This is a genomic window from Sphingomonas sp. IC4-52, assembly GCF_020707225.1.
In the GTDB taxonomy this organism is placed as follows: domain Bacteria; phylum Pseudomonadota; class Alphaproteobacteria; order Sphingomonadales; family Sphingomonadaceae; genus Sphingomonas.
Map to the genome: position 1 here is coordinate 37,548 of NZ_JAJFEU010000001.1, position 13,684 is coordinate 51,231.

The 13,684-nt window shown below is 66.5% G+C and carries 9 protein-coding genes; 6 read left to right on the forward strand and 3 right to left on the reverse strand.

Annotated features, from left to right (window positions below; all coding sequences use genetic code 11):
- Positions 1-39: 39 nt before the first annotated feature.
- Positions 40-1,092 carry a nodulation protein NodZ gene (locus LK535_RS00185; protein ID WP_227769890.1) on the reverse strand — a complete coding sequence of 351 codons (1,053 nt, stop codon included), beginning with the start codon at positions 1,090-1,092 and terminating at the stop codon, positions 40-42.
- Positions 1,076-2,206, reverse strand: coding sequence for a right-handed parallel beta-helix repeat-containing protein (locus tag LK535_RS00190; RefSeq protein WP_227769891.1), 1,131 nt, complete (start codon positions 2,204-2,206; stop codon positions 1,076-1,078). The genes LK535_RS00185 and LK535_RS00190 overlap by 17 nt, the downstream gene beginning before the upstream one ends.
- Positions 2,207-2,325: 119 nt before the next feature.
- Between LK535_RS00190 and LK535_RS00195 the strand changes: the two genes are divergently transcribed.
- On the forward strand, positions 2,326-3,018 hold the full coding sequence (locus tag LK535_RS00195) for a CatB-related O-acetyltransferase (protein ID WP_227769892.1): 693 nt from the start codon (positions 2,326-2,328) through the stop codon (positions 3,016-3,018).
- A 115-nt stretch (positions 3,019-3,133) separates the two neighbouring features.
- On the opposite strand, the gene LK535_RS00200 is transcribed toward LK535_RS00195, so the two are convergent.
- Entirely contained in the window at positions 3,134-6,163 is a 3,030-nt protein-coding gene (locus LK535_RS00200) for a TonB-dependent receptor plug domain-containing protein (RefSeq protein WP_227769893.1), read from the reverse strand.
- A gap of 271 nt (positions 6,164-6,434) precedes the next feature.
- Here LK535_RS00200 and LK535_RS00205 point away from each other — a divergent pair, with 271 nt between their 5' ends.
- The 5 genes from LK535_RS00205 to LK535_RS00225 all read left to right on the forward strand — a co-directional run bounded on the left by LK535_RS00205 (position 6,435) and on the right by LK535_RS00225 (position 13,676).
- On the forward strand, positions 6,435-8,768 hold the full coding sequence (locus LK535_RS00205; protein ID WP_227769894.1) for a penicillin acylase family protein: 2,334 nt from the start codon (positions 6,435-6,437) through the stop codon (positions 8,766-8,768).
- Positions 8,768-10,363 carry an N-acyl-D-amino-acid deacylase family protein gene (locus LK535_RS00210; protein WP_415837044.1) on the forward strand — a complete coding sequence of 532 codons (1,596 nt, stop codon included), beginning with the start codon at positions 8,768-8,770 and terminating at the stop codon, positions 10,361-10,363. The genes LK535_RS00205 and LK535_RS00210 overlap by 1 nt, the downstream gene beginning before the upstream one ends.
- A gap of 70 nt (positions 10,364-10,433) precedes the next feature.
- Positions 10,434-11,453 (forward strand): N-acetyltransferase DgcN, encoded by a 1,020-nt coding sequence (gene dgcN / locus LK535_RS00215; RefSeq protein WP_227769895.1) that lies wholly within the window; start codon positions 10,434-10,436, stop codon positions 11,451-11,453.
- Positions 11,437-12,429, forward strand: coding sequence for an N-acetyl-D-Glu racemase DgcA (dgcA, locus tag LK535_RS00220; protein ID WP_227769896.1), 993 nt, complete (start codon positions 11,437-11,439; stop codon positions 12,427-12,429). The genes dgcN and dgcA overlap by 17 nt, the downstream gene beginning before the upstream one ends.
- Complete coding sequence (locus tag LK535_RS00225) at positions 12,426-13,676, forward strand: dicarboxylate/amino acid:cation symporter (RefSeq protein WP_227769897.1); 1,251 nt, start codon at positions 12,426-12,428, stop codon at positions 13,674-13,676. The genes dgcA and LK535_RS00225 overlap by 4 nt, the downstream gene beginning before the upstream one ends.
- The last annotated feature ends 8 nt before the right edge of the window (positions 13,677-13,684 follow it).

Sequence of the window (13,684 nt, forward strand, 5' to 3'; positions counted from 1 at the left end):
CATCAGCGGCGTTGCCCCACGCGATACATCAACGAGCGATCAGGCAAAGGACTGGAACCAGCGTTTGACGATCACCTTCGCATTGAAGCGATCAACGTCGATCTGGCGCTTGGGCGAGATTCCCCCGATCAGGCTGGCTGCGACCGAGAAGGTGGAATGCCGGGAGTGGATGAGCCAGTCGCATCCCGCGAGCGCGAACATGTCGATCACGGCGTTTTCCGCTTCCCGTAGCGGGTCGCTCATCTGGGTTCCGGCGTAATGTAGCGCTCGCCCATCCTCCACCAGCTGCTTGTCGATGGTGAAGACCCGCTTGAAGCGGGACGTGATGTACCGCTGAGCCTCCACGCTGTCGGTTGCCAGAAAGATGTCGCTCGCCGGCGAATGTGCGCGCAGCCTGATCAACGCACGTTCGATCTTCGCGAGCGGAACCTTGCGGTCGGTGAAACGGATGTGGACACCAATCACCGGGCGCCGACGCCCGGCGAAAAGATGGCTGACAGCCTGCCGCACCCGATCGTTGGGGGTGAAGAAGCGGTACAGCATATCCTGCGTGATCGCGTCCAGGCTCCGCCCGTCGAACCGGCGATCCGCCCGCAGGCGCCCCCGGAGACGCGCAAGTTTCGGTAGGTAGGACCAGAACACACCCACAGGAGCGGCGGGGTCGGCGGCGGTCAACGGGACGGACAGGCGCCGGTAAATGAACGGGCTGGAATGTTTATCCGGAAAGTGGCGGGCGATGATGGTGACTGGCTGTTCGGTCAGGCGGCCAGCCCACAGCGAAGGTGCCACCGCCGTGCTGTCGTCAAAATGAGCAGGATCGATGCCGATCGGGTCACGAAATAGCAGCGGATAGAGATTGGTACCCTCCGGCACGTACAGCCCGTCCCGCCAGTCGATGACCGGAGTGCGACCGCTGAGCTGGGCGAGGATCACCCCGGTGACCGCGGCCAGCATACGGTTGCCAAGGCCACCCTTCGCCTTGATCAGCAGTGTTCGCGACCCCGCCGGCGGCGCCGCCTTCGTCGCAGGAGGGAAAGGATCGTTGGCGGGCGTCGGCCGCAAGGGCGCGCGCGCTTCAGAGACTGTCGACATGGCGGCGGAGACTTTCGCTGTAGCGATGGAGCGGGCGCCCGCGCGCCCAGGCTTTTAGCGCTGCCGCGCCAGCATCCGCGCGAACGGGTGTAATATGGTTGTTGGCCACAACCTTCGCGCGGTTGTTGCCGATGAGGTAGATCGGCGCGCTGTTATCACGCAGCGTTGCGTAGTCGTTTACCCGTATCCAGCTCTTCTGATCCGGGTACGCAGCGACGACGTTGTTCTTAAGGGTAAGGGATTTGGTCTGGGAGAGAACAGCGATGCCGTTGAACATGCCCCCGGCGACTAAATTATCCTGAATATATACGTTGCGATAAGGAAGGTTGCTGGTTTCATCGCGCATGAAGATGCCCTGCATCGCCTTTCCGCGGCCGCGATGAATGACATTACCAACGATCCTGATGTCATGCGCGGCAGCTTTCTGACGACTAGTCCAGAACTGGATGCCATCGGGGTGGTCCCCTGCCTTTGGGCTGAAGCCCGTGATATAATTATACCCGATCAGAACATCCGAATTGCCGCCGCCACGGATCGCATCCATCCGCAGGCCGTGAAAGTAACTGGACGTTACCGACACGCCTTTCGTGTCGAGAAGTGACAGGGCGATCACCGCATTGGTGAACTCGGCGCGCGTGATCGCGGCATCCGTGCATTCACGCAATTGCATGATCTTGTCCTCGGCGAGGCCGACCGCACCGGGACGTCCGCTGGCGAGAATGTTGCTGATCGTCAGCTTGCGCATGCGACGGAACAGAAAGTCTTCCTGCACCGCCTTGCCCGAGCCGCGCAGCACGAGATTGCGGAAGGTGAGGTTTGCGCCGTCCCGCAGGTTGACCCCGGTGAGCACCGCCCGCCTTGAAGGATCCTGAGAGGTGATCACCAGTTCGGCTGGCGGGGCAATGCCGCGCAGCGCGAAGGGCGCATATTCGCCCGGTGCGAGCAGGACACGCTTCCCCCCGCGGGACTGCCGCAGCACTGTCACAAGCTGCGGTGTGTCGCGCACCACCACGTCCCTCATGGCGGCAGGCGCCGGTATCGCCGAGCCTGCGATGAACGCGCCGATGCAGCCAGCAATCGTGGCCGAAACGGATCGGATTGAGGTGATCGGCATGGTCCCCCGCCGCGTGATGCTGCACCAACACAGATACCGCCGGTCGTGCGGGCTGCGGAAAGAGTTGGCGCAGAAATGGAGCAGCCTGGTTCAGGCGCCGGGAATAACGGGGGAGCGGAATGATCGAGGCGCTGCAATCAACGGTGTTGGAGAAACTGTACGCCGGGCGACGATCGCACGGCTGGTTCCTTCGGCTGATGCGGCGCTGGGACGGCGGGGAAATGCGCTCCCCGCGGCTGCGCAGGTTGATGCGGGCGCATCAGGGGGTGACGATCGGCGACTATTCCTATGGCGCGATCCTGCACCGCGGCGTGTTGCCGCGCGGCACGGTGGTAGGCCGCTGGTGCTCCGTCGGTCAGGAACTGATCGTGCGGCGCCGGGACCATCCCATCGAACGGGTGAGCCAGCATCCCTTTTTCTACAATGCGAAGCTGGGCCTGGTGCCGCGCGATACGATACCGCTGGACGAAGAAAACCCGCTGGTGATCGGCAATGATGTCTGGATCGGTGACCGCGTCACGATCTTAAGCGGTTGCCGCAGCATCGGCGACGGCGCGGTGCTGGCGGCAGGAGCCGTGGTGACACGCGACGTCCCACCGTTCGCGATCATGGGCGGCGTCCCAGCCCGTATGCTCCGGGCGCGCTTCCCGGATCCCATCGCAACGCTGGTCGCGGAATCGCGCTGGTGGGACTTCGACCTGGAGACGGTGGCTGGGTGGCAGTCGCTGCTGTTCCAGCCGCTGACGGAGCAGAGTGCGCGGACGCTGGTGAAGCAGTGCGAGAGCCTGCGGGCGGCGGGCGCCGGCAGATGATCGGACGCGACGAATAGCCCGGAGGCGCGGCGTCGAGCGCGCCGGCGGCGCCCTTTGCTGGGCTGCCGACGAAAGAAAAAGGGGCGAGCGGTTGCGCTCGCCCCCTTGATGGCGATCAGCGCGTCTCCATGCGGAGGCCGATGCGGAACTGGCGGCCGAGCAGATCCGAATAGGTGCTGTTCGCGGCGAGACCTGTTTCCGGCAGCAGCAGCGGCCAGCGATCGAAGAGGTTGGTGACGTTCACGAAGAACTGCGCCTCCGCGTCACCGAACGTCACCTTCTGCGTCAGGTTCAGGTCGGCATAGAACACACCCGACACTCGATTGCTTTCATAGGTGGGTGCGTTGACCGTCGAAACCGGGCAGCCGGTGGTGCATTCCACACCGTTCGCGACATATTTGCCCGCGCTGATACCGCGACCGACCGCCGTGATCGCGAAGTTCGGCGTGTCGTAGGTCGCGCTGAAACGGTAAATCCACTTGGGCGTGGTGGACTGGCCGCCATTCACGCCGACCGAGTTGGAGATAACGGCACCCGGCACGCCAGTGTCGAGGATGTTGTCGATATACCGCGTCGCCACGCCGCGCAGGGTGAAGGTACCCTCCGCGTCGGCGAAGACCCGCTGCAGCGGCAGGCGATAGGAGGCGTCGATGTCGACGCCGCGCACCGTCTGACCGGCAGCGTTGAACGGCTGGCTGCGAACCAGCTTATACGGCTGACCCGGCGTCGAGCGGCTCGGATCGTCCGAGATCGCGGCGCAGAAATCCTGATTGCCGACATAGCACAGGTCAAAGATGCTCTGTGCGCTGAAGGTGGTGATCCCGTCCTCGATCTGGATGTCGAAGTAATCGACCGACAGGTTGAAGCCGGGCAGGAAGCGCGGCGTCAGAACGATGCCGGCGTTCCAGGAATCGGACTTTTCGACGCGCAGGTTGGTGTTGCCAGTGACAAAGCCCGAGTAGCCGAACGACGACGGACCGTTGGCGCCATCGGTGGTGTAGGCAGGGTTGCGAACCGAGTCACTGTTGGCGGAGCCGCCCTGGTACAGTTCGTTCAGGTTGGGCGCACGAATATCACGCGAGCGAGTGACACGGACGCGGAAGTCGTCGATCGGCTGCCACGTCGCACCGGCCTTCCAAGTGGTGACATAGCCGGCGGTGGAATAGTCCGTTGCACGAACGGCGCCATTGAACTCCAGCCCGAACCCGAGCGGCACCACCGTTTCGAGGAAGACTTCCTTCACGTTGTAGCTGCCGTTGGTGGGCAGATAGTTACCCACCGACCAAGCGTTCGACGTGGTCGGCCGGCCAGCGGCATTGGTGGTCGCCGTCGGCTGGAACTCGGTCGGCACGAAGCCGCGAATCTTCTCCTCGCGGTATTCCGCGCCGGTCGCGATGCTTACGTCGCCCGCCCAGGTGCGGAACGGCGTGACCGAGACGTTGAAGGCAGCGTTATACTGTTCGACCACTTCGTCGCGGTACGGATCACCAAGCACATAGGCGATGGCGGCGGGGTTCGCGACACCGATACCCAGACGGTTGAGCGGGACGCAGTTCGGATCGTTGTTCGTCGTGCTGGCGTCGACGTTGATCAGGCACTGAATCGAACCGGGGGCATAGCTGCTGCCGGCCGGGGCGAAAGCAGCCGCCGTCGCATTGTTCATGCGGTTGATGTGCATGATGTTGCGAAGCTGTTCACGCAGATCCGCGCGGCCATATTGGCCGTAGATGTTCCAGATCGCGTTCTTGCCGAACACCTCAGCCGTGCCCTCGGCGCCGATCGCGTAACGCTGCACCTCACGCTTGTTGTCGGCAGCGCGGAACGGCAGGTCTGCCGCCGTCGTGGCAAGGGTGACGCCGGTGATCCCGTTGAGCGCCGCCGGGCCAAGTGCGTTATACAGGAACGCGTTGCAGGTGACCGGAACGGGCACGGTGGTGCAGCCGGTGGCGTTGAGCGCAATGCCGGTCGACAGGTTCGGCCCGGCGTTGAAGAACACCTGCTGCCAGTTGTACGAACCCTCCGCAAAAATCTCGATATCGTCGGCGATTTCGTAGCTGGCGCGGGCAAAGACACCGCGGCGATCGTCTTCGGGATCGAGGCCGATACGGCGGCCGGAGTCGTTGACCCGCCAGTCACCACCCTGGGTCAGCGACGGTACCGCCGTGCCCGTCGGCGACGGGAAGGTGAGGGCGCCGTACTGATATTGGTTTACCGACCCGTTATAGCCGAAATACGTCCCGCGCAGCTGATTGGTGCGGGTGCCCGTCGAGGCCGTGATCAGGCCGCCGGGGGTGGAGTTGGCCGAGCCGACCTGGCGGCGGATCAAATACTGCGGCGTGGTGCTGGTCGCGGTCCAGTTCGGATCCTGGATGCGAACATAGCCGGTGGCGTTCCAATCGCGGTCGACTTCGAAGATGCCGTCGCGATGTGCGAGCTCCGCGTTGACCAGCAGGTGGCCACGACCTTCGCTGCCCCACTCAAGGCCGCCCGTCACGGCGAACGAGTAATTGGCGCCGTCGCCCTCTCCGGTGATGCCGCTGTCGATGGCGACCTTGAGCCCGGTGTACTTCTTGTCGAGCACGAAGTTCACCACACCAGCCACCGCATCCGAGCCGTAAGCGGATGACGCGCCGCCAGTGACGACCTCCACGCTCTTGATTAGCGCCTGCGGGATGGTGTTGACGTCGACCAGCCCGGTGACGGTCGAGGCAACCGAGCGGCGGCCGTCAAGCAGCACCAGCGTGCGCGATTCGCCCAGGTTGCGCAGGTTGAGCGCGTTGATGCCGGCCTGCCCGCTCGAAAGGTTCAGGCGCGAGTTGGACGGGCGGGTCGAGCCGGCCAGGGCTGGCAGCTGGTTCACGAAGTCCGCCACGTTGTTAGACGGGGAGGAGTTCTGAATTTCTTCCTGGGTCAGCACCGTGAGCGGCGTAGGTGCCTGGAATCCATCCCGGACGATGCGGGTGCCGGTGACGACCACGTCTGGCCCGCTGCTGTCATCGCTGGTTCCCGGCGCAGGATCGCCGATCTGGGCCGTCGCGACATTCGACGGTTGTGTTTGTGCCGCTGCCGGCGTTGCAAGGCCAGCCGCAAGGGCGATGAGCCCCGTTGTGCCGAGCATTGCCCTGGACAAGAAAATACCACGCATGTGCCGTCCCCCGAAAGCTCTTGAACCTGAACCTACCCGCGTGCGTCATGCTGTTGTCGCAGATCGCCGTTACTGTGGAACGTGCCGGTATGGGCGGAAAGGCGTCAAGAGGCGATCGACTTACGTTTGTTTGTTGATCCATAGATTGCGCATATGGAAGCGCCGCTGCGCGGCCGCATAACCGCCTTCTATGAGGTGGAGCGCGCTTGTCATGGACGCGCCGCTTACGAGGGCGTTAGCCTGCGGCGAGACCGATGACGAAAGGATCGCAATGCTCGACCGGCGCCTGTTTCTGCTTGGCTCCGCGGCGACGGCGCTGGTGTCCGTCGCATGCCACGGGCAATCCGCGCCGACCGCCCGCCCGCTCCGCGTAAAAGGATTATCGGCGCCCATCGAGATCATCGACGATCGGTGGGGCGTGCCGCATATCCGCGCGCAGACGAAGCCGGATGCGTTCTTCGGCCAAGGCTATGTCGTGGCGCGCGACCGGTTGTTCCAGATCGACCTGGCGCATCGTCGGGAGCTGGGCCGGATGGCCGAGGCGTTCGGGCCGGGTTTTGCCAAGCACGACGCCGTGGCGCGGCTGTTCCATTACCGGGGCGACCTGGATGCGGAGCTGGCGCGAGTGCCCGAGGAGGTTCGCAGCTGCGTGGCCGGGTATATCGCCGGCATGAACGCTCGCATCGCGGAGGTGGAAAAGGATCCGAGCCAGCTGCCGCTGGAATATCGCATCCTGGGCGTGATGCCGCTGCGCTGGGACATTCGTGATCTGGTGCTGGCGCGCGGGGGATCGATCGGCAATGCGGACGACGAGATCCGGCGCGCAAAGCTGGCTGCGCTCGGCCTACTGGAGCTGGATGCGGTGATCGCACCGCTGCGGCCAGCCTGGAAGCTGGAGGTGCCGGCCGGGCTGGACGCGTCAAAGGTGAGCGACGCGGATCTTGGCGTTCTGCAGCTGGGGCGGCTGCCCTTCGGACCGGACACGCCGACGCGCGACCCGGATGAGCAGCTCGATCGTTCTCAGGCAGGGTCCAATGCCTGGACCGTGGCGGGCAGCCGCACCACCACCGGCCGCCCGATCCTGGCCAACGACCCGCACCTGGGCATCGGCGGCTTCGGGCCGCGGCATGTGGCGCATCTGACTGCGCCGGGCCTGGACGTGATCGGCGGCGGTGCGCCGGGGCTGCCGGGCATCATGCAAGGGCACACTGACGGCTTCGCCTTTGGCCGCACGAACTTCCACATCGACCAGCAAGACCTGTTCGTGCTCGAGCTCGATCCCAAGGATCCGGAGCGGTATCGCCATGATGGCGGGTGGAAGCGGTTCGATCGGGTAGAGGAGACGATCCTTGTCAAGGGCGGCACTTCGCAGAAGGTGGTGCTGCGCTATGCCGTGCAGGGACCGGTAATCATGCACGATCCGGCGGGCGGGCGCGCCACCGTGCTTGGTTCGATCGGGATGCAGCCCGGCGGGTCCGGATCCTTCGCGATGGTGGCAATCAACCTGTCGCGCGACTGGAACAGCCTGAAGGAGGCGTTCAAGCTGCACGCCTCGCCGACCAATTTCCATTATGCCGATGTGGAAGGGAACCACGGCTGGCAGGTGATCGGGTTCGTTCCGCAGCGGAAAAAGGGCGACGGGCTGATGCCGGTGCCGGGCGACGGGCGTTACGACTGGAACGGCTATCGCGATTTCCGCGCGCTGCCGAGCGAGTTCAACCCGAAGAAGGGCTGGTTCGCATCGGCCAACCAGAACAACCTGCCGGCCGACTGGCCGCGCGATAAGATCCCGGCCTTCTCGTTCCGCGACCCCTATCGTTACGAGCGCGTCGCCGAGGTGCTGGAATCGCAGCCGCACCATTCGGTTGCGGACAGCGTGGCATTGCAGTTCGACACGCTGTCGACGCCGGCCAAGCAGTTCCTGGCGCTGCTGCCCAAGCAGCCGTCGGCGGGCGCGGCGCCGGCGGTGAAGGTGCTGTCCGGATGGGACGCGCGGCTCGACAAGGATAGCGGCGCTGCGGCGCTGTACGAGATCGTGTGGCGCGACCTGGGCAAGCGGATGCTGGCGGCGATCGTGCCGGCACAGGCCAGGGAGCTGGTCGACGAGATCGCGCCGTCCGAGCTGCTGCGCCGCGCCGCGAGCCGGCCCGACATGGTGGACGCCGCGCTGGCGAGCGGCTGGGCCGAGGCGCAGCGGCTGATGGGCAGCGACCCCGCCGCCTGGCGCTGGGGCACGTTGCATCAGGTGCGGATCGCGCATCCGCTGTCGAGCATCCCGGCGATCGCCGCGGCCTTCCCGCCGATCGAGGGCGAGGGATCGGGCGGTGACAGCTATACCGTCATGGCGCGTTGGCTGGGCAATGGACCGGGCTGGCGGACCGGCGGCGGCGCGAGCTACCTTCATGTCATCGACGTGGGGGATTGGGACAAATCGGTGATGCTGAACCTGCCGGGGCAGTCGAACGACCCGCGATCACCGCATTACCGCGACCAATATGCCCCGTGGATCAAGGGTGAGATGCAGCCGATGCCGTTCAGCCGCGCGGCGGTGGACGCGGCGACTGTCAGCCGTTCGACGCTGACGCCGCAGGGGAAGGACAAGTGATGCGGGGCATGTTGCGCGCCGGGGTAGCGATTGGATCGCTGCTGGCGCTGGGCGCGGCGAGCGGGCCGAACGTCGATGTCGTGATCCGCGGGGGCACGATCTACACCGGCGCCGACACGCCGCCGATCACCGGCGACGTCGAGATCGCGGGCGATCGCATCGTCTATGTCGGGCCGGGCCGTGGCACGCGCGCCGGGCAGGTGGTGGAGGCCAAGGGGCAGATCGTCGCGCCCGGCTTCATCGACGCGCATACGCACCCGGACAGCTATATCCGGTCAGATGATCCCAAGGTTCGGTTGAACCTGCCGTGGCTGGCGCAGGGGGTGTCGACGATCGTGATCGGCGTCGACGGCTATGGCACGCCCGATGTGGGCGATGACGCGCGCAAGCTGGAGGCGAGCGGGATCGGGACCAATGTGGTGCCGTTCGTCGGTTTTGGCGGGATCCGCCAGCGCGTGCTGGGCAAGGCCGATCGCACGCCGACCCCGGCCGAACTGGCGGAGGAAAAGCGGCTGGCGGCGAAGGCGATGTGCGAGGGTGCCTATGGCCTGTCGGCCGGGCTGTTCTATCCGCCGCAGAGCTTTGCCAAGACCGATGAGGTCGCCGCAGTGGCGGCCGAGGTGGGCAAGCGCGGCGGGATGTACGACAGCCACCAGCGCGATGAGTCCAACTATAACATCGGCCTGATTGCCTCCACCAAGGAAGCGATCGAGATCGGGCGCCGAGCGGGAGCCCCGGTGCATTTCGCGCACCTGAAGGCGCTGGGCGTCGACCTGCACGGCAAGGCGCCCGACCTGATCCGTACGATCGAGGAAGCGCGCGCGGCGGGGCAGGAGGTGACCGCCGACCAATATCCGTGGCTCGCGAGCGGATCGAGCGTCGACGCCTCGCTGGTCCCCGCCTGGGCGGTCGATGGCGGCTATCAGGCGATGATCAAGCGGTTCGACACGCCTGCGACCATGGCGAAGATCAAGGCGGAGATGCGCGAGAATCTGCGACGTCGCGGCGGGGCGGAATCGCTGCTGCTGATCTCCCAGGGGCAGCCGTGGACCGGCAAGACGCTGGCGCAGATGGCGGCGACGTGGAAGCTCGATCCGATCGACGCGGCGATCCGCATCCTGCGCGTCGCCAATGCCAACGGGACCGACCCCGCCGGCTCTGGCGTCGCGAGCTTCAACATGGCGGAACGCGACGTCGACCTGATCATGAAGCAGCCGTGGGTCGTCACCTCCTCCGACGGATCGAACGGGCATCCGCGGCAATATGCGACCTTCCCCAAACTGTATCAGGATTATGTCATGAAGCGGCCGGTGATCACCCTGGCGCAGTTCATCCGCCGGTCGAGCGGAGCGACCGCCGACATGTATCGCATCAAGGATCGTGGCTATCTGAAGCCCGGCGCATTCGCCGATGTCGTGGTGTTCGATCCTGTGGGTTACGCCCCGCGGGCCGACTACATCCGGCCGCGCGAGCCGAGTGCCGGCGTCAGCGCATTGTTCGTCAACGGCAAGCTGGCGCTGAAGGACGGGGCGGTAACCGGGGCCGCGGCGGGACGTGCCCTGCTGCGGCCGCGGCCAGTCAATTGCGGGCAATAGCCTTGCGTTATAGGCAAAGCTGCGAGCGCGATTGGCGGGTCCCTGCGGGCGCCATCTATCGTCCAGCGCTATGAGCATTCCGGCACCATATCTGCTGTACCTCGGCCATTCGGACGACGAATTTGGCCTCAAGACCTCGCGCGGCCTCGCCACGTTTCGACGCCAGGATTGCGTCGGCGAATGGCGGCACGACGACTGCCCGTTCAGCTTTGACCTGCCACGCATGGACGCGGCAGCCGGGGCAGCGGCGGGCGCCCGGACGCTGGTGCTGGGCATCGCCAATGCCGGGGGACGTTTCCCCGAATGGATGATGGCCGATGCGCTGGCAGCGATCGCGGCCGGGATGAACCTCGCGTGCGGCCTGCACCAGCGGCTGAAGGACGAGCCGCGGCTGGTCGAGGCGGCGAAGGCAGCGGGCGTGCAGCTGTTCGACATTCGCGACCCGCGGCCCGACCTGCCGGTGGGCAATGGCAAGAAGCGCGCGGGCAAGCGGCTGCTGACGGTCGGCACCGATTGTTCGGTCGGCAAGATGTACACGACGCTGTGCCTGCGCGACGCGCTGCGCGCGCGCGGCGTCACCGCCGATTTTCGCGCGACCGGGCAGACTGGGATCCTGATCGCGGGCGACGGCGTGCCGCTCGACGCGGTGGTGGCCGATTTCATCGCCGGCGCGATCGAGGATCTGGCGCCCGCCCGCAGCGATGATGGCTGGGACCTGATCGAGGGGCAGGGATCGCTGTTCCACCCGGCCTTTGCCGGCGTGTCGACCGGGTTGCTGCATGGGGCGCAGCCGCAGGCGCTGGTGATGTGCCACGATCCGACGCGGCCGCACATGCGCGGTCTGCCGCATTATCCGCTGGTCGACCTTGCCGAGTGCATCGACGCGAACCTGCGCGTGGCGCGGCTGACCAGCCCGGCGGTGCGGTTTGTCGGCATCGCGCTGAACACTGCCAAGCTGGGCGAGGCCGAGGCGCGCGACCTGCTGGCGGCGACGAGCGAGGCGCATGGCCTGCCGTGCACCGATCCGTTCCGCTTTGGCGCCGATCCAATCATCGACCATCTGCTGGCGACCGATGCCGCGAACGCTTGACGCCCGCCACGACGGCTTCGCGCTGCACACCCCGTTCCGCATCTCGCGCGGGGTGAAGACGGTTGCCGATGTGGTGACGGTCTCGGTGCGCGACGGCGACCATGTCGGGCGCGGCGAGGGGGTTCCCTATCCGCGCTATGGCGAGACAGTCGAGGGGTCGCTGGCGGCGATCGAGGGCGTGCGGGCGCTGATCGAAGGTGGCGCGTCGCGCGAGGAGCTTGCCGCCGCGATGCCGGCGGGCGCCGCGCGCAACGCGGTGGATTGCGCGTTGTGGGACCTGGAGGCGAAGCGCGCGGGGACGAGCGTCGCGGCGCTGACAGGATGCCGCGCGCCCGAGGCGCTGGCCTCCGCGATCACGATCGGCATCGATACGCCCGAGGCGATGGCGGCGGTGGCGCAGCGCCACACGTCGGTGCCGCTGCTGAAGGTGAAGCTGAACCGCGAAGAAGCGGAGGCGCAGCTGGCCGCCGTGCGAGCGGTGGCGGCGCTGCCGCGCCTGATCGTCGATCCCAACGAAAGCTGGCGGGTCGAGGATGTCGCGCGGTGGCAGGACATGTTGCTGGCGCACCGCGTCGACTTGCTCGAGCAGCCGGTGCCGGCCGATGAGGACGCAGGGCTGGAAGGGCTGGGCAGCCGAATTCCGATCTGTGCCGACGAGGCGCTGCATACCCGTGCGGACCTGCCGCGGCTGCGTGGCCGCTATGATTACGTCAACATCAAGCTCGACAAGACCGGCGGTCTGACCGAAGCCCTGGCGCTCGCCGATGCGGCGCTGGGGATGGGGTTTGGCCTGATGGTGGGTTGCATGGTGTCGTCGTCGCTGGGCATTGCCCCGGCGATGCTGGTCGCGGAGCGCGCGTCGTTCGTCGATCTGGACGGGCCCTTGTGGCTGGCCGCTGATCGCGAGGGCGGGGTGCGTGACGAGGCCGGCTGGATGCAGCCGCCGGCGCCGGGCTTCTGGGGAACGCCGGCGTGACCATCCTGCGTGGATGGTTCGCGATAACTTTGTGGAAGCGGGTAGTGGCCGGGCTGGTGCTCGGCGCGCTGCTCGGCCTGATCTGGCCCGATGCGGCGCCGGCGGTGAAGATCGTCGGCGACCTGTTCGTGCGGCTGATCAAGATGCTGGTCGTGCCGGTGGTGTTGATCACCATCGCGGCGGGGATCGCGGGGCTCGGCGACCCGAGGCGGCTGGGGCCGATCGGCGGGCGCACGATCGGGCTGTTCGCGGTGACGACGCTGATCGCGGTATCGCTGGGCATGGCCGTCGGCCTCTTGGTTCGGCCGGGTGAGGGGATCGCGCTGGCCGGTGTCGCACCGCACGTGCTGGGCGCGGCGGTGTCGCCAAGCGACCAGTTGCTGTCGATCGTGCCGGCCAACATCATCGAGGCGCTGGCCAAGGGCGACATGCTGGCGATCATCTTCACCGCAATCCTGCTGGGCATCGGCAGCGTGCTGGCGGGCGAGGCAGGCAAGCCGGTCGTCGCGCTGTTGCAGGGCCTGGCCGCGGTGCTGATGCATATCGTGCGGATCGTGATGGAAGTGACGCCGTTCGGTGTCTTCGCACTGATCGCCAATGCGGTAGCCGCCAATGGCGCGGCGGTGTTCGTCAACGTCGGCTGGCTGGCGCTGTGCGTGATCGTCGCCTCGCTGGCGCAGATGCTGGTGGTGCATGCCGGGCTGATCGCGCTGGTCGCACGGCTGCCGGTGGTGCGATTCTTCCGCGGGATCGTCGATGCGCTGGCGATCGCATTCTCGACCGCCTCCTCCTCCGCGACGCTGCCAGTGGCGCTGCGCGTGGCGCACGACAATCTGGGCGTAGCGCGGCCCGTCGCCTCCACCGTGCTGCCGCTGGGCGCGGCGATCGGCAAGGACGGGACGGCGATGTATGTCGGGCTGCTCGGCCAGTTCGCGCTACAGGCGCTGGGCATCATTCCCGATGCGCAGATGCTGGTCGTGATGCTGGCAACCGGTGCGCTGGCCGCGTTCGGCACGGCGCCGGTGCCGTCCGCCTCGTTGTTCATGCTGGCGGCGATGCTGTCGGCGGTGGGCGTGTCGCCGGAGCAGACCGCGCTGGTGGTGGGGCTGGTGCTGCCGTTCGACCGGCTGCTCGACATGACGCGCACCGTTCCGTCCGCTTCGGCCAACCTGACGGTCGCGACCCTTGTGGCGCGCGCTGAGGGAGGATTGGACGAAGAACGGTTCCGCGGACGGGTAGTCGAGTGACGGCAGCG